This is a genomic window from Serratia sp. JSRIV001, assembly GCF_019968745.1.
In the GTDB taxonomy this organism is placed as follows: domain Bacteria; phylum Pseudomonadota; class Gammaproteobacteria; order Enterobacterales; family Enterobacteriaceae; genus Chania; species Chania fonticola_B.
In genome coordinates this window covers 4204723-4223115 of the sequence record NZ_CP074147.1, presented here as the reverse complement: position 1 = coordinate 4223115, position 18393 = coordinate 4204723, and the positions used below count along the sequence as shown (strand labels likewise).

At 54.0% G+C, this 18393-nt stretch carries 20 protein-coding genes; 9 read left to right on the top strand and 11 right to left on the bottom strand.

Going from position 1 to position 18393, the window contains the following annotated elements; genetic code table 11:
* Positions 1 to 2 precede the first annotated feature (2 nt).
* Positions 3 to 1292, top strand: a complete 1290-nt coding sequence (gene uraA, locus KGP17_RS19605) for a uracil permease (RefSeq protein ID WP_021178765.1) — start codon at positions 3 to 5, stop codon at positions 1290 to 1292.
* 122 nt (positions 1293 to 1414) lie between these two features.
* Here the strand turns inward: uraA and KGP17_RS19600 are convergent, their stop codons facing one another.
* The 3 genes from KGP17_RS19600 to KGP17_RS19590 form a co-directional block, all read right to left on the bottom strand.
* The gene (locus KGP17_RS19600; protein WP_223498183.1) at positions 1415 to 1915 is read right to left on the bottom strand and encodes a hypothetical protein; all 501 of its coding nucleotides are present in this window, start codon (positions 1913 to 1915) and stop codon (positions 1415 to 1417) included.
* Entirely contained in the window at positions 1905 to 2699 is a 795-nt protein-coding gene (locus tag KGP17_RS19595; protein WP_223498182.1) for a winged helix-turn-helix domain-containing protein, read from the bottom strand. Before KGP17_RS19595 ends, KGP17_RS19600 begins: the two co-directional genes overlap by 11 nt.
* Positions 2700 to 3016: 317 nt before the next feature.
* Positions 3017 to 3514 (bottom strand): hypothetical protein, encoded by a 498-nt coding sequence (locus KGP17_RS19590; RefSeq protein ID WP_021807118.1) that lies wholly within the window; start codon positions 3512 to 3514, stop codon positions 3017 to 3019.
* Between the two features lie 172 nt (positions 3515 to 3686).
* On the opposite strand from KGP17_RS19590, the gene hda reads away from it, so the two are divergent.
* Positions 3687 to 4388 carry a DnaA inactivator Hda gene (gene hda, locus KGP17_RS19585; RefSeq protein WP_024484905.1) on the top strand — a complete coding sequence of 234 codons (702 nt, stop codon included), beginning with the start codon at positions 3687 to 3689 and terminating at the stop codon, positions 4386 to 4388.
* A 150-nt stretch (positions 4389 to 4538) separates the two neighbouring features.
* Here the strand turns inward: hda and arsC are convergent, their stop codons facing one another.
* Both arsC and KGP17_RS19570 read right to left on the bottom strand, forming a co-directional pair.
* Positions 4539 to 4892 (bottom strand): arsenate reductase (glutaredoxin), encoded by a 354-nt coding sequence (gene arsC, locus KGP17_RS19575; RefSeq protein ID WP_021807116.1) that lies wholly within the window; start codon positions 4890 to 4892, stop codon positions 4539 to 4541.
* 22 nt (positions 4893 to 4914) lie between these two features.
* Positions 4915 to 6384 carry a M48 family metallopeptidase gene (locus KGP17_RS19570; protein ID WP_021807115.1) on the bottom strand — a complete coding sequence of 490 codons (1470 nt, stop codon included), beginning with the start codon at positions 6382 to 6384 and terminating at the stop codon, positions 4915 to 4917.
* 303 nt (positions 6385 to 6687) lie between these two features.
* Here KGP17_RS19570 and KGP17_RS19565 point away from each other — a divergent pair, with 303 nt between their 5' ends.
* Positions 6688 to 7764, top strand: a complete 1077-nt coding sequence (locus KGP17_RS19565) for an AI-2E family transporter (protein WP_021807113.1) — start codon at positions 6688 to 6690, stop codon at positions 7762 to 7764.
* 42 nt (positions 7765 to 7806) lie between these two features.
* Here the strand turns inward: KGP17_RS19565 and bcp are convergent, their stop codons facing one another.
* Both bcp and KGP17_RS19555 read right to left on the bottom strand, forming a co-directional pair.
* Positions 7807 to 8271 carry a thioredoxin-dependent thiol peroxidase gene (gene bcp / locus KGP17_RS19560; protein ID WP_021178751.1) on the bottom strand — a complete coding sequence of 155 codons (465 nt, stop codon included), beginning with the start codon at positions 8269 to 8271 and terminating at the stop codon, positions 7807 to 7809.
* A 2-nt stretch (positions 8272 to 8273) separates the two neighbouring features.
* A complete protein-coding gene (locus KGP17_RS19555; RefSeq protein ID WP_021807112.1) occupies positions 8274 to 8888 on the bottom strand; it encodes a glycine cleavage system transcriptional repressor in 615 nt (204 codons plus the stop codon).
* Between the two features lie 99 nt (positions 8889 to 8987).
* On the opposite strand from KGP17_RS19555, the gene dapA reads away from it, so the two are divergent.
* The 6 genes from dapA (at position 8988) to ypfH (ending at position 15750) form a co-directional block, all read left to right on the top strand.
* The gene (dapA, locus tag KGP17_RS19550; protein ID WP_021807111.1) at positions 8988 to 9869 is read left to right on the top strand and encodes a 4-hydroxy-tetrahydrodipicolinate synthase; all 882 of its coding nucleotides are present in this window, start codon (positions 8988 to 8990) and stop codon (positions 9867 to 9869) included.
* Between the two features lie 16 nt (positions 9870 to 9885).
* The gene (bamC, locus tag KGP17_RS19545; protein ID WP_021807110.1) at positions 9886 to 10938 is read left to right on the top strand and encodes an outer membrane protein assembly factor BamC; all 1053 of its coding nucleotides are present in this window, start codon (positions 9886 to 9888) and stop codon (positions 10936 to 10938) included.
* A 166-nt stretch (positions 10939 to 11104) separates the two neighbouring features.
* Positions 11105 to 11818, top strand: coding sequence for a phosphoribosylaminoimidazolesuccinocarboxamide synthase (gene purC, locus KGP17_RS19540; RefSeq protein ID WP_021178747.1), 714 nt, complete (start codon positions 11105 to 11107; stop codon positions 11816 to 11818).
* Between the two features lie 199 nt (positions 11819 to 12017).
* Positions 12018 to 12887, top strand: a complete 870-nt coding sequence (locus tag KGP17_RS19535; protein WP_021807109.1) for a neutral zinc metallopeptidase — start codon at positions 12018 to 12020, stop codon at positions 12885 to 12887.
* Between the two features lie 56 nt (positions 12888 to 12943).
* Positions 12944 to 14953, top strand: a complete 2010-nt coding sequence (locus KGP17_RS19530; RefSeq protein ID WP_223498181.1) for a tRNA(Met) cytidine acetyltransferase TmcA — start codon at positions 12944 to 12946, stop codon at positions 14951 to 14953.
* Positions 14954 to 15060: 107 nt separating this feature from the next.
* Entirely contained in the window at positions 15061 to 15750 is a 690-nt protein-coding gene (gene ypfH, locus KGP17_RS19525) for an esterase (protein ID WP_021807107.1), read from the top strand.
* A 28-nt stretch (positions 15751 to 15778) separates the two neighbouring features.
* Here the strand turns inward: ypfH and KGP17_RS19520 are convergent, their stop codons facing one another.
* The 4 genes from KGP17_RS19520 to KGP17_RS19505 are packed head-to-tail and all read right to left on the bottom strand — an operon-like array spanning position 15779 to position 18148.
* Complete coding sequence (locus KGP17_RS19520) at positions 15779 to 15964, bottom strand: YpfN family protein (RefSeq protein WP_021178743.1); 186 nt, start codon at positions 15962 to 15964, stop codon at positions 15779 to 15781.
* A 2-nt stretch (positions 15965 to 15966) separates the two neighbouring features.
* Complete coding sequence (locus KGP17_RS19515; protein ID WP_223498180.1) at positions 15967 to 16641, bottom strand: M15 family metallopeptidase; 675 nt, start codon at positions 16639 to 16641, stop codon at positions 15967 to 15969.
* The gene (dapE, locus tag KGP17_RS19510) at positions 16638 to 17765 is read right to left on the bottom strand and encodes a succinyl-diaminopimelate desuccinylase (RefSeq protein WP_021807105.1); all 1128 of its coding nucleotides are present in this window, start codon (positions 17763 to 17765) and stop codon (positions 16638 to 16640) included. Before dapE ends, KGP17_RS19515 begins: the two co-directional genes overlap by 4 nt.
* Complete coding sequence (locus KGP17_RS19505) at positions 17762 to 18148, bottom strand: ArsC family reductase (protein WP_021807104.1); 387 nt, start codon at positions 18146 to 18148, stop codon at positions 17762 to 17764. Before KGP17_RS19505 ends, dapE begins: the two co-directional genes overlap by 4 nt.
* Between the last annotated feature and the right edge of the window lie 245 nt (positions 18149 to 18393).

Here is an 18393-nt window from a genome sequence, read left to right as displayed (position 1 = left end):
CCATGACCCGTCGCGCCATCGGCGTTAGTGAACGCCCGCCGTTGTTCCAGACCATCCCACTCAGCTTCCAGCATTTGTTTGCCATGTTCGGGGCCACCGTGCTGGTGCCGATCCTGTTCAAGATCAACCCGGCGACGGTGCTGTTGTTCAACGGCGTGGGGACATTGCTGTATCTGTTTATCTGTAAAGGCAAGATACCTGCCTATCTGGGGTCCAGCTTTGCGTTTATTTCACCGGTGTTGCTGCTGTTGCCGCTGGGGTATGAGGTTGCACTGGGTGGTTTTATCATGTGTGGCGTGCTGTTCTGCCTGGTGGCGCTGATCGTCAAGAAGGCCGGAACCGGCTGGCTGGACGTGATGTTCCCGCCTGCGGCGATGGGCGCAATCGTTGCCGTCATCGGTTTGGAACTGGCGGGCGTGGCGGCCAATATGGCCGGGCTATTACCGGCGGAAGGCACCTCCGCAGATAGCACAACCATCACGATTTCACTGGTGACGCTGGGTGTTACCGTATTGGGCTCGGTGCTGTTCCGCGGCTTCCTGGCGATTATCCCGATACTGATCGGGGTGTTGGTAGGCTATGCACTGTCGTTCTTTATGGGGGTGGTAGATCTGACACCAATCCGTGACGCGCACTGGTTTGCCCTGCCGACCTTCTACACGCCACGCTTTGAGTGGTTTGCTATCTTCACCATTCTGCCTGCGGCTTTGGTGGTGATTGCCGAGCACGTTGGTCACCTGGTCGTCACGGCGAACATCGTCAAGAAAGACCTGTTGCGCGATCCGGGCCTGCACCGCTCAATGTTTGCCAACGGGATTTCTACCGTGATCTCCGGCTTCTTCGGCTCTACGCCTAACACCACCTATGGTGAGAACATCGGTGTCATGGCCATCACCAAGGTTTATAGCACCTGGGTGATCGGCGGCGCGGCTATTCTGGCCATTCTGCTTTCCTGCGTAGGCAAGCTGGCGGCGGCGATCCAGGTGGTACCGGTGCCGGTAATGGGGGGTGTTTCCCTGTTGCTGTATGGTGTAATTGGCGCTTCGGGTATCCGCGTATTGATCGAATCCAAGGTGGATTACAACAAGGCGCAGAACCTGATCCTGACTTCGGTGATCCTGATTATTGGCGTTAGCGGCGCGAAAGTGCATATCGGTGCAGCGGAGCTGAAAGGTATGGCGCTGGCGACCATCGTTGGCGTCGGCCTGAGCCTGCTGTTCAAACTGATCAGCCTCTACCGCAAGGAAGAAGAAGTGATCGATGTGCCAGAAGAGCGACTGGATCAAAAATAACCCATAAAGGCCTATTAGCCTGCTGGCCATTGATTATGCCAATATTACTCACCTTAACGGTGAGAATATTGGCTTCATGGACAGGCGATGTATCTCGAGTCCATCTGCAAAAGGTTGTCCGGTTATAACCGATTACAGTACAAGATCGGAATATCGGGATCATAGATAAAATACCCTTGCTTACCTGCCGGGCGTATGGCGTAGCTTGACAAACTGTTTACTTTGGAATAAACATCTGGCACAAGGCGTTTTTCAATATTTTCAGGAATGGTGTCTCGGGCATATTTGTTGATATAAAGGGTTTTAAAAAAATACAACCCATTATCGTCAACTTGGTAGCTGACAATGATATCACGCCTGATATAGTACGTTTTCTGCCCATCATAATAGTTTGCAGTTACTGAAAATTTACCTCTTCCATCATCTTTACTGCTATCGCCTTTTAAGTCTATTGAAATATTATAATTGGCGACTAATCCAGGTTTTGGGACGTCAAATTTCAAATAAAGCTTAGATTCGCAAGAGATACTTTCTGTTTTGTTTTCTGAGTAAAAAAAATAATACGCTATGGCCAGGATGGCACATATTAGCATTGCTAATGAAATGATGGATTTAGTTTTCATAGCCAGACCAATGATATGATTTACAATTACTTCTAGCATCACCATCAATGCGATTATCACATATGAAAATAGATTCCCTTTTAATCTCGGGATTTCCAAAATAATACAAAGACTGGTTCCCTACTTTATCGCACTGCATCTTGTGCTTATCAATTTTTGATTTGATATATAATAAGGTGAATTTTCCATCTTTCTGATAGATATTACAGTGTTGATATTTCCCCATTAATGAGTAATTTATTATTGGTGGGTTTTTAGTGTTGTAAACATAAAGTAATGAAACAATAATGAGGGTGGAGGCTATCACTAAATAATAGGTGCTACTTCTTTTTAATAAGCTGTTTTTTTGGGGGGGGGACGCATTGATTGCTAATGCCGGTTGTTCTTCTACCTGTTGCTGTTGTTTTTGATGATCTTCTTGTTTTACGTACTCTACTTCATCCTGAAATGGCTCAATAGTAAATTCTTGCGGGATATTGAACCCGGAGCGCGGAGTTGTTTTAATAATGTTTTTATCTAATCCCAGTAAGCAAAGGTGTTTTCTCAGGATATAGATATGCTGATATAGGGTATTAGTGCCTACAATGACACCTTTCTGTCCCCAAATGTCATCGATAAGCTCATCTGGAGAGACAATTTGATGATCTGCATCAATGAGTTTCTGTAAACATTTAGCCGCAGGGTTAGAAAGCTTTACTTTTACTTCTGGCTCATTAAGGTTGAGAATTTCCCCGTGATCATTATTGTAAACTATCTTTTTATCTATCAAATAGTAACCAACCATCTCAATCCTCTGAGTAATGAATGCCACCCATAAGGATAGGATTATTCCCAGTGCATGTAAAGTCTTATCCGGATTTAATATAATCCGCCGTAAACTCATTGCTCAATGCAGGTGGGGATATAAGATGAAAAGCCCGAGGGTTTTAGGGGAGGTTACTCCGAAGTATTCTGACTGGCTACGTACGTTCTGAGCGTCCTCACCTGCGCTACATCGGTATGTCCCAAAAAACTTTAAATTATCCATCATCACGCTGATAGACAACTTGGGCGGGTAGCCAAGCGGGCGCAGCATGCTGCGCCCATATAGAGCAACTCTGTTTATTGATTGGCAGGCTGGGCCGGTTGTTCGGTTTTACCGTCGGCTTGTTGAGCCTTATTGTCCATGCTGTTCTTGAGCTGTTCGGTTTTTGCCTTGGCCTGTTGTGCCAGATCGTTAGCTCCGTTAATCGCATCGGCCTTGATGTTTTTGGCCTGATCGATCAGCTGCTGGCTTTGTTTGTCTGCATCCTGTTTGATCGCTGCAGCTTTGGCCTTGGCCTCATCAGTGAGGGCATCTGCCTGCTTGGCAGCGTCATCTTTAATGGCGGAAGCCTGATCCTTCAGCTGTTCCGTCTGGGCCGCTGCAGCCTGCTTGATTTCTTCCGCTTTGGCCTTGGCATCGTCGGTCAGTTGATCCGCTTTCTTTTCCGCCGCATCTTTCATTTGTTCGGCACTGTCTTTGGCCTTATCCAGGTGGGAATCGACCTTGGCATCATCGCAGCCCACCAGCAGTAAACCTACCATTGAGGCCAATAGCACTTTATTCCACGCTTTCACGGTCTAACTCCTTTCGGTGATCGTCAATTTGTACGACTTATCTTAGAACAGCTTTGCCGTATAAGACAAATTTGGCAACTAAATCGCGTTGTTCTCATGGCGGGTTCAACAGCGGTTGCTTTCTGTGGTAGACTCATTGCGTTTTCCTGCCAGTTTTGGTTGAGGTGCTTTTCTGAATACGCCGGCACAGCTTTCATTGCCACTTTATCTACCCGATGATGAAACTTTTGCCAGTTTTTATCCGGGTGAGAACCCATCCTTATTAGCCGCGATCCAATCCGCAGTCCGTCAGGAGCATGGTAGCTACATCTATTTCTGGTCACGCGAAGGCGGGGGACGCAGCCATTTGTTGCATGCGGCCTGTGCCGAACTCTCGCAGCGTGGCGAAGCAGTAGGCTATGTGCCCCTGGATAAGCGGGCCTATTTTGTGCCCGAAGTGCTGGACGGCATGGAACAGCTGGCGTTGGTCTGCATTGATAACATCGAGTGTATTGCCGGTGATGAAGAATGGGAAATGGCGATTTTCAATCTCTATAACCGCATTCTGGAAACTGGCCGCACCCGCCTGTTTATCACTGGCGATCGTCCGCCGCGCCAGCTAAATCTGCATTTGCCGGATCTGGCCTCGCGCCTGGATTGGGGGCAGATCTACAAGCTACAGCCACTGTCGGACGAAGAGAAACTACAGGCGTTGCAGCTGCGCGCCAAACTGCGTGGTTTCGAACTGCCGGAAGACGTGGGCCGTTTCCTGCTCAAGCGCCTGGATCGTGAAATGCGCACGCTGTTTATGACGCTCGATCAGCTGGATCGCGCGTCGATCACGGCACAACGCAAGCTGACCATTCCGTTTGTGAAGGAAATTCTGGGGCTGTAGTGGGTCACTACTCCCCCATTACCCATTTTTAGGTTATTCACCCTTCGTGTAACAGCGCACTGCGGAATGACAGAACATGCGCCTGTGCAGCACTAGCTGCGGCGTCGCTGTCCTGTGCGGCCAACGCGCTGATAAGCGCCCGGCTTGCCGTCACAGGATCTCCAGCACCTGCTCCGGTGGTCTGCCGATGCGGGCTTTGCTGCCTTTGACCACTATTGGGCGTTCGATCAGTTTCGGATTGCTCACCATCGCTTGCAGCAGTTGCTCTTCGCTCAGGGTGTCATCCGCCAGTTTCAGTTCCTTGTAGAGATCTTCTTTCTTGCGCATCAATTCGCGGGCCGAAGTGAAACCGAGTTCTTGCAACAGCTTTTTCAGCTCGGCGACGGAAGGCGGCGTATCCAGATACAGCACCACCTGCGGTTCAACGCCATGCTGTTCCAGCAGTGCCAGCGTCTCACGGCTCTTCGAGCAGCGTGGGTTGTGATAAATAGTGACGTTTTTCATTTTTTCTCTTTCCTTGTTCAAATCAAGTGCGTTGGAACTTGCTGAAGGTTCTTTGCAACTGACGCAGTTGGTCAATCCGCGCGTCATAACGAGCCTGTTTCAGGCTGCCCAGTTTTTGTAATGAGCTGGCGTTGCTGAGTAAACCGATCGCCTGATCCAGACGGCCAGCCAGCGCCAGGCTTTCTGCCCGGGCGGAAAGTTCTTCATCGCGTAGACCTTGGGCGGCACTGGCCTGAGCCAACAGATCCCAGCCGTTCGGATCGTCCGGATGGGCAAAGGTATATCGGTTGAGGATTTTTGACGCTTGAGCGGGTTGATTACCCTCAACGTAGGCGTTTGCCAGATTGAGCAGCAACACCGGGTTATTGCTTTGCGCCGCATTGACCGCCTCAAGGCGAGCAATGGCCTGAGCGGCCTTATTCTGACCCAGATCGATGTCGGTCAGCAGATCCAGCAGCCAGACGTTTTTCGGATCCTTTGCCAGCAGCGGCTGAATAAGATTGCGCGCTTCGTCGTATTTCTTGGCTTCATAGAACAGGATCGCCCGGCCATATTTGGCGGCTATTTGCTCGCGAATGTTGCCTTTGCTGTAAGTGTTCAGCAGGTCTTCGCTCAGACCATAGCCTTCCGAGCTGTACATGCCCAGCGTACGTACCCTTGCTAGCAGATAGTCTTGGCTGGATTGCACCAGATGGCGCGGCATTTGGTTGGCGCGGTTGCGGGCGTCCGAAAGCCGGCTGTCTGGCAATGGGTGCGTCAGCAGCATTTCCGGTGGTTTTGAGGCATAGCGGGACTGATCGGCCAGCCTTTGCAAGAAGTCTGGCATCGCTTCGGGATCGAACCCGGCGCGCTGCAATACCTGAATACCGATACGGTCGGCCTCTTGTTCATTTGCCTGGGTGAAGCTGATCATCCCCTGCTGCGTTCCCGCCAGCGTACCGCTCAGCGCCGCCATGCCCATGGTTGGGTTGGCCATCGCCAGCAGGATAGAGCCCAGTGCGCCCACCCAGGTCAGTGGTGCGTTGCGTTGCTGGTCTTCCATTGCGCGGGCCAGATGGCGCTGGGTCACGTGTGAGATTTCGTGCGCCAGGACCGAGGCCAGTTGGCTCTCGTTGTCGGTTTCACGGAACAGGGCCGAGTGCAGCACCACGTTGCCGCCGAAGAAGGCAAAGGCGTTGATCTCGTCGTTACGGACTAGAAAGAAGTGGAACGGGGTGCGCACCGAATAGGCGCTGGCGACCAGCCGGTTACCCAACTGGTTGATATATTGGGTCAATAGCGGATCGTTGATCAACGGGGCGCTTGCGCGTAGCTGCCGCACGTAAAAATCGCCCATGGTCAGTTCCTGGCCGATGCTCAACGTCCCCCCCGCGGAAGTCCCCATATCCGGCAGTTGGTCTTGCGTTTGGGCGTTAACCGGCGCCAACGCAGAGGTGCAAAGTGAGCCGAGCAGCAGGACTGTTAACGCTGTTTTAGTCAACCGGATGGTCATAGTCAGGTCATTCCCTCAATAAAGTCATCAAGTAAGACGTCAGTATCAGATAAGAGTTCTTCTTCCGTGCCAGACTCTCCAGTACAATCAGCGCGAAAGTGCGTTGGCTCACAAAAATGCATTTTCAGGGGATCGTGCGCCTGAGCGGCAAACGTTATCACATCATAGCCAGCCACAACCCACATTGAAACGTCTGCACGGTGATAACCGGGCTAAAATTATCTAAAAATCATGTCATATCTGCTCGGCCGCATAGGGACTGGCGAGCCTCACCCCCATTGATGGAATAAGGAGCAATCTCTGATGTTGGAGTTGTTATTACAGTGGTACCGACGTCGTTTCACCGATCCACAAGCTATTGCGTTGCTGGTGATCCTGGTTGCCGGGTTCTGCATCCTTTATTTTTTTCACGGTATCTTGACCCCCTTGCTGGTGGCGCTAGTGCTTGCTTACCTGCTGGAGTGGCCTACCGCTCGCCTTCAGCGTCTGGGATGTTCGCGCACCTGGGCGGCAAGTATCATGCTGATCGTGTTTGGCGGTATTGCCATGCTGTTGGTCTTCGTGGTCGCGCCAACCGCCTGGCAGCAGGGCATCAACCTGATGACCGATTTACCGGGCATGCTCAATCAGTTCTACAACTATGCGGCGACCTTGCCGACACGCTATCCGGCGCTGGTGGATGCAGGCATCATTGATATGATGGCGCAGAACCTGCGTGAGCGTCTGTCGGGCATGGGTGAGTCGGTGGTGAAATTCTCGCTGGCCTCACTGGTTGGGCTGCTGACGCTGGCCATCTATCTGATCCTGGTCCCGTTGATGGCGTTCTTCCTGCTGAAGGACAAAGAGCAGATGATCAATGCGGTGCGCCGCGTGCTGCCGCGCAACCGTGGGTTGGCAGGGCAGGTATGGGTCGAGATGAACCAACAGATCACCAACTATATTCGCGGCAAGGTGCTGGAGATGGTGATCGTCGGGGTGGCGACCTATCTGGTGTTCTTCATCCTGGATATGCGCTATTCCCTGTTATTGGCGGTGTTGGTCGGCCTTTCGGTGCTGATCCCTTACATCGGCGCGGTGCTGGTGACGATCCCGGTGGTGGTGGTGGCGATGTTCCAGTGGGGCATTGGTGCCGACTTCTGGACGCTGATTATCGCTTATCTGGTGGTGCAAGGGTTGGATGGCAACCTGCTGGTGCCGATCTTGTTCTCCGAGGCGGTCAACCTGCATCCGCTGGTGATCATACTCTCGGTGATTATCTTCGGCGGCCTGTGGGGGTTCTGGGGCGTATTCTTCGCCATCCCGTTAGCGACGCTGGTGAAAGCCGTGATCCACGCCTGGCCGGATGACATGCTGGTGGATGTGGGGGATGAGGTGAAGTGAGAAAAATAAAGCGCAGCAACTCATGTTGCTGCGCTTTACCCTTTACTGCTGCAGGTAGTTCAGAACGATTTCGTGGTGATTGGTGGTCTTGAAATCATCGAACACTTTTTCAACCTTGCCGTCGGTGCCGATCAGGAAACTGATACGGTGAATGCCGTCATAGGTTTTGCCCATGAAGGTTTTCTCGCCCCAAACGCCAAACTGCTGAGCTACCTGATGATCTTCGTCGGATAGCAGCGTGAAATTGAGCAGTTCTTTCTCAACAAAACGCGAGAGCTTTTCGGGTTTATCGGTGCTGATGCCCAGCACTTCGACGCCCGCTTTTTTCAATTCATCCATGTTATCCCGTAACCCACAGGCTTGCACGGTGCAACCTGGCGTCATGGCTTTGGGATAAAAATAAACCAGTACTCGTTGTCCCTGGAAGTCGGCCAAATTAATTTCCTCGCCATCCTGGTCGAGTAAACTAAATTTCGGCGCTGTATCACCGGCTTTCAATGGGCTCATAACTACTCTCCATCTCTCTCATCATGCTGTGGATAGTTCACCACGCTAATACTGCCTTGCGCATTCAATTCTGTACATAGGCGATAAAAGGCTTGTTCAATATTTGTTGCATCCTGGCCACCGGAACTGTGGGCGGTGATCTGGATATAGAGCTGGGAGGGCTGATCCCCCTGTGCTGGCTGAGTCCGTGACACCAGCTCGGCAATGTTCATCTGGCTCGAATCAAACAGGCCGGTAAACCGCTCGATGATATGCGGGGAGTCTTTTACCTCAACCTGTACCCACACTGTAGCTGGCATTGGCGGTCTTTCTTGCGAGTTTGTGCGTTTCATCACGATCAGTAAATCCAGCTCGGCGCCTTTTTGCGGCAAAGTGGATTCGATCAGGGTAATCGCGTTCCAGCTACCTGAAAGCAGCATGATGAAGGTGAACTCTTCACCCAGCATGGCCAGACGGCTATCTTCGATATTGCACCCGCAGCTACTGACGTGGCGGGTGATGGCGTTGACGATACCGGGGCGATCGGCGCCCAGTGCGGTGATCACCAGATAGTGTTCATCAGGCTTAGGCAAAATGCAGCTTCCTGTCGTGCTGAATGGGGTTACCAAGGTAAACATAAAAAAAACCGCCTGCCAAGCGCTTAGACACGTTGTTTGCTTGCTTTTGGATAGGTGACAAAAGTACCATGGGTGACTTGTTTGTGAAGGGGACGGCCAATGTTTACGGGAAGTATTGTTGCACTGGTTACGCCGATGGACACCAAAGGTGCTGTCGATCGTGCGAGCCTAAAAAAACTGATTGATTATCATGTAGCCAGTGGGACTGCGGCGATCGTTTCCGTAGGAACTACCGGCGAGTCCGCCACGCTGCCCCATGACGAACATGTGGACGTGGTCTTGCAGACGCTGGAACTGGCCGCAGGCCGTATTCCGGTGATCGCCGGTACCGGTGCCAACGCCACCAGCGAGGCTATCTCACTGACGCAGCGTTTCAGCAATACCGGTGTCGTGGGCTGCCTGTCGGTCACGCCTTACTACAACAGACCGACCCAGGAAGGCCTGTACCAGCATTTCAAAGCCATTGCCGAAAGCACCGATCTGCCGCAGATCCTCTATAACGTGCCTTCACGTACCGGTTGTGACATGCTGCCGCCAACCATCGCTCGTTTGGCCAAAATTAAGAATATTGTTGCCGTTAAAGAGGCAACAGGGAACTTAAGTCGTGTTAGTCAGATCCAAGTGCTGGTTGATGATGAAGACTTCATTTTGCTGAGCGGCGACGACGCCAGCGGTCTGGACTTCATGCAACTGGGTGGCAAAGGGGTGATTTCCGTGACGGCCAACGTGGCTGCGCGTGAAATGGTCGAACTTTGCCGCCTGGCGGCGCAAGGCAATTTTGCCGAAGCCCGCCGTTTGAATCAGCGCTTGATGCCTTTGCATCAGGATTTGTTCGTAGAAGCAAACCCAATTCCGGTGAAATGGGCCTGTAAGGCATTGGGATTGATGGCAACCGATACGATGCGTCTGCCTATGACGCCGTTGACCGACGCTGCCCGTCCTGTCGTGGAGCGTGCGTTGAAAAGCGCCGGTTTGCTGTAACTCTTAGGGAGATTTGATGGCTTATTCATTGCAAAAGTCGACGCTAGCAACGGTCGTGGGATTAGCGCTGGTGATGACGCTGGCGGCTTGTTCTACCGATCAGCGCTACAAACGCCAGGTTAGCGGCGATGAGGCCTATCTTGACGCCGCACCGCTCAAACCGCTGAGCGCGCCGTCCGGCCTGATCCTGCCGGTACAAACTGGTAATTATGAAGTTCCGGCAAACGCGCAGAAAGGCGCTGTTGGCAAGCAACTGGATATCCGGCCACCGGTACAGCCGCTGGCACTGCTGAGCGGTTCCCGCGGTCAATATGCCGGTGACAGCGGCACGCTGCTGCTGGAAAGCAGCCCGCAGAACGATAACCTGTGGTCCCGCGTAGCCAGCCTGTTGCAGAGCAAAAACATTCCGATCGCCTCACGTACGGATGCCAGCCAAACGCTGACTACCGACTGGGTGAAGTGGAACCGTCTGGATGAAGACAACCAGTACGAAGGCCGCTACCAGATCACGGTACAGAAACAGGGTTATCAGCAAGCGTTGGTAGTGAAAACCCTCGAACTGCGCCAGCAGGGGAAAACCGACAAGGTTACCGATCCATCTGAAGTTCAGCGCTACAACGGTATGATGATGAACACCATCGTTGAAGGCCTGGACAAGCAGGACAACCTGTCGAGCAGCCAGTCCGCCAACCGTGTTGGTGTGTTGGACGTGCAGAGCGGTGCGGATGACACCGGCCTGCCAACGCTGATCGTGCGTGCGCCGTACACGGTAGTGTGGGATCGTTTGCCACCGGCACTGGAAAAACTGGGGATGAAAGTGGGTGACCGCAGCCGTCCGCAGGGTAGCGTCGCCGTAACCTACAAATCCCTGAGCAGCAGTGATTGGGATGCGTTGGGCGCCAAAGATCCTGAACTGAAAGAAGGCGATTACAAACTGCAGGTCGGTGATTTGAATAACCGTACCAGTTTGCAATTTATCGATTCCAAAGGTAAGCCGTTGACCCAGTCGCAGAACGATGCGCTGGTAGCGGTGCTCCAGACGGCTTTCAGTAAAACCAGCGTGAAATAACTACATCTAGGGGCTGCGGCCCCTTTTTGTTTTGCTGATACGGTATCGTTTGCGTCGCAGATTTGGCACAATAGTTATCAGCAAACCAAAGAACTTATCAGGTCAATTTTGTGCCCAGTAGGCTGCCAGGCAGCCGGAAGGTACCATCTCATTGGAGTAAGTTAAGATGCAAAAGCTAGCTGAACTGTATCGCGGCAAGGCAAAAACCGTCTACACCACCGAAAACCCGGATCTGCTGGTGTTGGAATTCCGTAACGATACGTCAGCACTGGATGGTCAGCGCATTGAGCAGTTCGATCGTAAAGGGATGGTGAACAACAAGTTCAACCATTTCATTATGAGCAAGCTGGAAGAGGCCGGTATCCCAACGCAGATGGAACGCCTGCTGTCAGACAACGAAGTGCTGGTGAAAAAGCTGGAGATGGTACCGGTTGAGTGCGTGATCCGTAACCGTGCCGCAGGCTCTTTGGTCAAGCGCTTGGGGATCGAAGAAGGTTTGCCGCTGAACCCGCCGCTGTTTGATCTGTTCCTGAAGAACGACGCGATGCACGACCCAATGGTGAACGAATCCTATTGCGAAACCTTCGGCTGGGTGAGCAAAGAGCATCTGGCGCGCATGCGCGAGCTTAGCTATATGGCTAACGACGTGCTGAGCAAGCTGTTTGACGATGCGGGCCTGATCCTGGTCGATTTCAAACTGGAGTTCGGCCTGTTCAACGGTGAAGTGGTGCTGGGCGATGAGTTCTCCCCGGACGGTAGCCGCCTGTGGGACAAGAATACCCTGGCCAAGATGGACAAGGATCGCTTCCGCCAGAGCCTGGGTGGCCTGATTGAAGCCTACGAAGAAGTCGCTCGCCGTATCGGCGTGAAGTTGGACTAATCGTTAAATCATGCCCCTCACTTTAGCACTCTCTTACAGGGGAAGGGCTAGAGTGAGGGGCAAAGCATCGAACTGAGCCTCCCACCCCTCATTCACCACTTTCCAGAAAATTACTGCATTCGCTGCGTCACGAACGCCTTATAATAGTAACCAGGGCTAGTTTCCTACGATTATTAAAAATCATCTCTGGAGTTTATTTATGCGTTGGCAAGGGCGTCGAGAAAGTGACAATGTCGAGGATCGCCGTGGGCAGTCTTCAGGTCTGGGCGGCGGCGGTGGCGGCCCCCGGATACCTATCGGCGGCAAAGGTGGCCTGATCATTCTGGTCGTGGTGCTGGTTGCCGGTTACTACGGGGTAGACCTGACTCCTCTGCTGAATGGCGGAGATGTCTCCCCACAGTCTCAGCAGCAAAGCGCCAGCATCAGCCCGCAAGACGATCAACTGGCCAAGTTTACCTCGGTGGTGCTGGCGTCCACCGAAGATAACTGGCAGGGAATCTTCAAGCAGATGGGGAAAAACTATCAGGATCCGAAACTGGTGATGTACCGGGGCGCGACGCGTACCGGCTGCGGCACCGGTCAATCGGTAATGGGGCCGTTTTACTGCCCTGCGGACGATACGGTCTATATTGATCTCTCGTTCTACCAGGATATGAAAACCAAGTTGGGTGCTGGCGGTGATTTTGCCCAAGCCTATGTGGTTGCGCATGAAGTGGGCCACCACGTGCAGAATCTCTTGGGGATTGAGCGCAAGGTTCGCCAGATGCAGCAAGGGGCTAGCCAGGCAGAGGTTAACCGCCTGTCGGTGAAAATGGAGCTTCAGGCCGACTGCTTTGCCGGCGTTTGGGGCCACTACGCCGAGAAACAGCAGATGCTGGAAGCGGGCGATCTGCAATCCGCATTGAATGCCGCGCAGGCGATTGGTGACGACCGTTTGCAGCAGCAAAGCCAGGGGAGAGTGGTGCCAGACAGCTTTACGCATGGCACCTCGCAGCAGCGCTATACCTGGTTCAAGCAGGGGTTCGATAGCGGCGACCCTAATACCTGCAACACCTTCGCCTCTCGTTGATATTTGTCAGTGCCAGTGCCTAGAGCCCGGCACTCTGCTTTCAGGCCTCAATATTCATGTTACAAAAAATGCAACAACGCATGCAGCAGCAGGGTATTCGGCGGCTGTTGGTGATCAGCGGCGAATCGCAATGGTGCCGAGATCAGGCGCAGCAACTGGCGGCACAACTGCCGGGTGACTGGCCTTGGGTCGGTAATGACGCGCCCGCAGGAATCGATGCGTTGGCGAGTCACGCGGTCAGAACCCTGTTGGGGCAGGAGCGGTTGCATGCGGTGTTTGATGCGTTAGCGGGGCTGGATGTCGAAGCCTTGGCCCAGCTATGTGGGACATTACAAGCCGGTAGCTGGTTACTGTTGCTGTTACCATCTTGGCAAAGCTGGCCACAGCAGCCAGATAATGACAGCCAGCGCTGGAGCGATTGCCCACAGCCAATCGCCACGCCCCATTTTATCCGCCATCTGCAACAACGGTTGCTGGCCGATAGCGAAGTGACTATCTGGCGGCAAGGTGAACCGTTGTGCCTGGCTCCCTTACCATCACGGCCAGCTTGGCAGGCTCCCCAGGGTAATCCGAGTGAGGAACAGCAGGCCATTTTGGCCCGCTTGTTGGCGGCCGAGTCTGGGATCTGGGTATTAACCGCTGCGCGTGGCCGGGGGAAATCAACGGTGGCGGGGATGTTGATGGCCAGCAGCCCGTTAACCTGTTGGATCACCGGCCCGAGTCGCGCCGCTACCGACGTAGCCAGCGAGTGGGCCGCAGGACGAGCCACGTTTTGGGCACCGGATGCTTTGCTACAGCATTGTGCTGAACAGGGTGCCGAGGGTGTTGGCTGGCTGCTGGTGGATGAGGCCGCAGCGATCCCTGGACCTTTACTGCAACAGCTAATGGACTATTTCCCACGCGTATTGCTGACAACTACGGTGCAGGGATATGAAGGAACGGGGCGCGGATTTTTACTGAAGTTCTGCGCTACTTTGCCGCAGTGGCAGCCGGTAAGCTTGCAGCAACCGATGCGTTGGGCTGCGGGTGATGCCCTGGAGCGGATTATCGATCACGCCTTGCTGTTCAACGAGGAACCGGCATGGGCAGTGGCAGGGCAGTCACCCACTTTTAGTGCTATTGAACAGGCTGAACTGTGCGCCGATCCGCAACGGTTACGGCGTTTCTATGCGTTGCTCTGTAGCGCACACTATAGAACCTCACCGCTGGATTTACGCCGTCTGATGGATGCGCCCGGGATGCACTTCAGTGCGGCGTCACTGGGAGATGAGGTGGTCGGGGCGTTATGGCTGGTAGATGAGGGCGGTTTATCGGTTGAACTGGCCCATGAGGTGTGGGCGGGCCGCAGAAGGCCACGTGGCAATCTGGTCGTTCAATCCTTGGCGGCACATAGCGGCCAATGGTGGGCACCTACGCTGCGTTCCCGTCGCATTACCCGTATCGCCGTGTTGCCGGAGTTACGCCAGCAAGGGATCGCCAGCCGGTTGGTGGAACAGCAAAAACGTGACTCTCAGGGGTTGGATTTTCTTTCCGTCAGCTTCGGCTATACCGAGCCGTTGTGGCGGTTTTGGCAATCTTGTGGCTTCACCCTGGTGCGGATTGGCAACAAACCGGAGGCCAGCAGTGGCTGTTACACCGCCATGGCGTTGCTGGCCATTAGCGAGCAAGGGGAGGCGCTGTGCCATGCGGCGCATAAGCACCTGGCACGGGATTGGCGCTGGTTGCGGCAACGTAGCGACCTGTTGCTGGAGCTCGACGATGATACCGATCCGCTATTAAATGAAGAAGACTGGCGCGAGCTGGCCGGTTTTGCCTTTGCCCATCGCCCCTTGGAGGCTAGCCTGGGGGCACTACAACGTCTGTTGTTGAACAGCTCATTGCTCTGTGCGGCATTGCGCGCGCATTTGCAGCAACAACAAACCGTGGCCCAGTGCGCTGCCCAATATGGCCTGAGTGGCCAAAAAGCCTTGCTGCGGCTTTGGCGGCAAGAGGCAGGGCAGGCGTTGCAACAGCTTAATGCGCAACATTGCCGCTACTGGCAGGAGTGGGCGCAGTCGTTGCAATAAATGGAAAGAGTTGTTCAATAAAACCCGATTTTCCTGATTTCTCCGCGGCGTATAGTAAGGGCAGTTGCCGGGTCGGTCCCGGATGTCTCTAACCTGAGGAGTCCCCTATGAAACACTCGCATTTCGTTGTCCAAAGCCCCGCAACACCGGCAGAGCAACTGATACTGTTGTTTCATGGCATGGGGGATAACCCGGTGGCGATGGGGGAGATCGGCAGTTACTTCGCCAAAGATTTCCCGCAGGCCTTGGTGGTGAGTATTGGTGGCCCATTCGCTTTTGGCAACGGTGAGGGTCGCCAATGGTTCTCGGTTCAGGGGATCACCGAACACAACCGCACGCAGCGCATTGCCGAAGTGATGCCAACCTTTGTTGAAACCGTGCGCTACTGGCAGCAGCACAGCGGTGTGGGCTACGCGGGCACCGCGCTGGTTGGTTTTTCGCAGGGTTCGATCATGGCGCTGGAAGGGCTAAAAGCCGAAGCCAAACTGGCCGGGCGGGTAGTGGCCTTCAGCGGCCGTTTTGCCCAGTTACCGCAAGCCGATTTTGGTGACAGCGTGGTACACCTGATCCATGGTGAGACGGACGGCGTTATTGCTGCGGAACATGCGCAAGCGGCTGAGGCTCAGTTGCAGGCCGTTGGCGCAGATGTGACGTTGGATATTGAACCAGGCGTCGGGCATGCAATCAGTTCGGGCATGATGAATGCTGCTCTGGAGCGTTTGCATTACTACGTGCCGCAGCGCTATTGGGAAGAGGCGATGTTTGGTAAACGGGGCGATCTGATCGCCTTTAAATAAACAGCAGGGCGCTATGTGCGCCCTGAGGTTATGGCTTTTTCGGCCAGTCGTCTTCGTCGTCCCACTTGGCGTTGTTATCGCGGTGGGGCGGCAATTCAGGCTTGTTGGCCAGGAATTTTCGATGATCCAGGCGGCGTAATTCCTTGATCCCGCTAATGATAATACCTGCCAATATCACCAGGATTATCCACCAGTAGTCAGCTAACCAATGCATGTTTACACCTTTCCTTCAGGGCGAACAAAACGCGAGAATATCGCGGGCAGATGGCTTGCGAGCCAAGCTGCACCAGCAACGTCCTTATCTCGCCAGGCCGCCAGCAGCAGCTCGGGCGTCAGTAAATGCTCGGCCTCTTGCGCCAGCGGGCGATAACTTAAATGCCAGGGTTCCACCGCCACCCCACCTTGATCGGCGGTAAACGGGCGATAGAAGCCAAACTCGGCCATATGTGCAGTCAGCCAAAGATTTAGCGGATGGAAATAACCACCGGCTTCATATTCCCACGGCTCTAACTGCAACTTTTGCCCAACGGGCAGCAGCGACGGATCGTAAACATCCAGATCGCTGCCCCAGTGGTGACGGCTGGCACCCGGTAGGGCCGACCAACGCAAAATGGCTTCACAACGCTCGGCGGCAGACAGTGGCTGGATATCCATCGGTTGGCTATTGTGATCCAATACTGGCCGCTCTCCGCAGAACTTACCATTCCAGATCGCCAGCTGCCGGTCAAAATCGCGAAAGGTGCTGGCCGGTTGCAGATCAAAGCCTGCCGTTTTAGCCGCCTGTTGCATGGCCTGAAAGGCCACCACCGCAGTGGGTTGCAGCCGGTGATTGCCGCTCAGTACGGTAAGGTGCTCCGTTGAGCGCCCGGTGAGCATTTCTGCGCTGATCATGCGACCAGTTGCTCCATGATACGCTGATACATGCGGCTCAGTAACTGCAGATCGGCCGCATGTACGCATTCATTCACTTTATGGATGGTGGCGTTGACCGGCCCCAGCTCAACCACCTGTGCTCCCATCTGAGCGATAAAGCGGCCATCAGAAGTACCGCCGGTAGTCAGTAGTTGCGGGGTGAGCTCGGCATAGTGTTCTACCGCATTCACCACGGCATCGACCAAAGCGCCTCGAGCGGTCAGGAAAGGCTGGCCAGACAGCCACCAGTCGATGCTGTAGTTCAAGTTATGGCGATCCAACAGTTCCTGCACCCGCTGCTTGATCAGGGTGTCGGTAAGCTCGGTGCTGAAGCGGAAGTTGAACTGCACGAACATTTCACCGGGGATCACGTTGTTGCTGCCGGTCCCGGCCTGCACATTGGCAATTTGCATGCTGGTTGGCGGGAAGAATTCGTTGCCCTGATCCCACTCAATGGCGACCAGTTCGTTTAACGCAGGCATAGCCCGGTGAACCGGATTATCGGCCAGATGTGGATAGGCGACGTGACCCTGGACTCCATGAATACGCAGATTGGCGGTGATCGAGCCACGGCGGCCATTTTTCACCACGTCTCCGACCCGTTCGGTGCTTGAAGGTTCGCCGACCAGGCAATAATCAAGGCGCTCGTTGCGAGCCATCAAGGCTTCCACTACCTTCACGGTACCATGAGTGGCGCTGGCCTCTTCGTCTGAGGTGATCAGAAACGCCAAGCGGCCCTGATGGTTGGGGTTGGCGGCAACGAAGCGTTCTGCGGCTACCACCATGGCGGCCAGGGAGCCTTTCATATCGGCGGCTCCGCGCCCATAAAGCATGCCGTCGCGGATGACGGGCTCAAACGGTGGGTTATCCCAATTTTTCTCGTCGCCGGTTGGCACCACATCGGTGTGGCCAGCAAACGCCAGCGTGCTGCCCTGACCGCGCCAGGCCCAGAAGTTTTGCGTATCGCCAAAGTTCATTGGTTCGACGGTAAAACCGATCGCTTTCAGGCGGGCGATCATCAACTCCTGACAGCCTTCGTCATGTGGGCTGAGGGAAGGGCGCTTGATAAGCTGTTGCGCCAGTTCGATAACAGGGCAGATCATGAGTTAACCTCGGTAATAAATTGCTGATAGCTTTCGCTGCTGAAGCCTAGCAGGGCATGTCCTTTACCATCATCCAGCAAGGGGCGTTTGATCATGGCCGGTTGCTCCAGCATCAGGGCGATGGCGGCATCAGCATTGTCGCAGGCATTGCGCTGGGCTTCATCCAGTTTACGCCACGTAGTGCCACGAGTATTCAACAATGGTTCCCAACCCAGGCGCTCGACAAAATCACGCAACAGCTGTTCGTCCAGCCCGTCTGCGCGATAGTCGTGGAATTGGTAAGCCACTCCCTGTTCTTCCAGCCAGCGGCGGGCTTTTTTGATGGTGTCACAATTTTTGATGCCGAACATGGTCAGCGAGGCGTGCTGCGGTTTGTCTGTCATGGCGTAAAAGCTACCTTTTAATCGTCAAAATCTGTACTGAGCGGCATAAGAGTAGATCACTAACTTATACCGCACGGTGATAGCACAGATAATGCGGGAAAACGGGGTTTAGATCCAGACGGCCAAGGGGGTATCATGCAGGTGAAGAGTTTTGGTTTGTGAGGAACATGGGGCTGTTTTGCCAATCCTCCGGTAGGGGGGAGTTTGAACTGTAACAGCATCCCTGTGAAATAATAGGGTAAATC

Excerpts from the sequence above, each read along its gene's own strand:
- uraA (WP_021178765.1), top strand. The coding sequence starts at position 3 with ATGACCCGTCGCGCCATCGGCGTTAGTGAACGCCCGCCGTTGTTCCAG.
- KGP17_RS19600 (WP_223498183.1), bottom strand. The coding sequence starts at position 1,915 with ATGAAAACTAAATCCATCATTTCATTAGCAATGCTAATATGTGCCATC.
- KGP17_RS19595 (WP_223498182.1), bottom strand. The coding sequence starts at position 2,699 with ATGGTTGGTTACTATTTGATAGATAAAAAGATAGTTTACAATAATGAT.
- arsC (WP_021807116.1), bottom strand. The coding sequence starts at position 4,892 with ATGAAAAACGTCACTATTTATCACAACCCACGCTGCTCGAAGAGCCGT.
- KGP17_RS19570 (WP_021807115.1), bottom strand. The coding sequence starts at position 6,384 with ATGACCATCCGGTTGACTAAAACAGCGTTAACAGTCCTGCTGCTCGGC.
- KGP17_RS19565 (WP_021807113.1), top strand. The coding sequence starts at position 6,688 with ATGTTGGAGTTGTTATTACAGTGGTACCGACGTCGTTTCACCGATCCA.
- bcp (WP_021178751.1), bottom strand. The coding sequence starts at position 8,271 with ATGAGCCCATTGAAAGCCGGTGATACAGCGCCGAAATTTAGTTTACTC.
- KGP17_RS19555 (WP_021807112.1), bottom strand. The coding sequence starts at position 8,888 with ATGTTTACCTTGGTAACCCCATTCAGCACGACAGGAAGCTGCATTTTG.
- dapA (WP_021807111.1), top strand. The coding sequence starts at position 8,988 with ATGTTTACGGGAAGTATTGTTGCACTGGTTACGCCGATGGACACCAAA.
- bamC (WP_021807110.1), top strand. The coding sequence starts at position 9,886 with ATGGCTTATTCATTGCAAAAGTCGACGCTAGCAACGGTCGTGGGATTA.
- purC (WP_021178747.1), top strand. The coding sequence starts at position 11,105 with ATGCAAAAGCTAGCTGAACTGTATCGCGGCAAGGCAAAAACCGTCTAC.
- KGP17_RS19535 (WP_021807109.1), top strand. The coding sequence starts at position 12,018 with ATGCGTTGGCAAGGGCGTCGAGAAAGTGACAATGTCGAGGATCGCCGT.
- KGP17_RS19530 (WP_223498181.1), top strand. The coding sequence starts at position 12,944 with ATGTTACAAAAAATGCAACAACGCATGCAGCAGCAGGGTATTCGGCGG.
- ypfH (WP_021807107.1), top strand. The coding sequence starts at position 15,061 with ATGAAACACTCGCATTTCGTTGTCCAAAGCCCCGCAACACCGGCAGAG.
- KGP17_RS19520 (WP_021178743.1), bottom strand. The coding sequence starts at position 15,964 with ATGCATTGGTTAGCTGACTACTGGTGGATAATCCTGGTGATATTGGCA.
- KGP17_RS19515 (WP_223498180.1), bottom strand. The coding sequence starts at position 16,641 with ATGATCAGCGCAGAAATGCTCACCGGGCGCTCAACGGAGCACCTTACC.
- dapE (WP_021807105.1), bottom strand. The coding sequence starts at position 17,765 with ATGATCTGCCCTGTTATCGAACTGGCGCAACAGCTTATCAAGCGCCCT.
- KGP17_RS19505 (WP_021807104.1), bottom strand. The coding sequence starts at position 18,148 with ATGACAGACAAACCGCAGCACGCCTCGCTGACCATGTTCGGCATCAAA.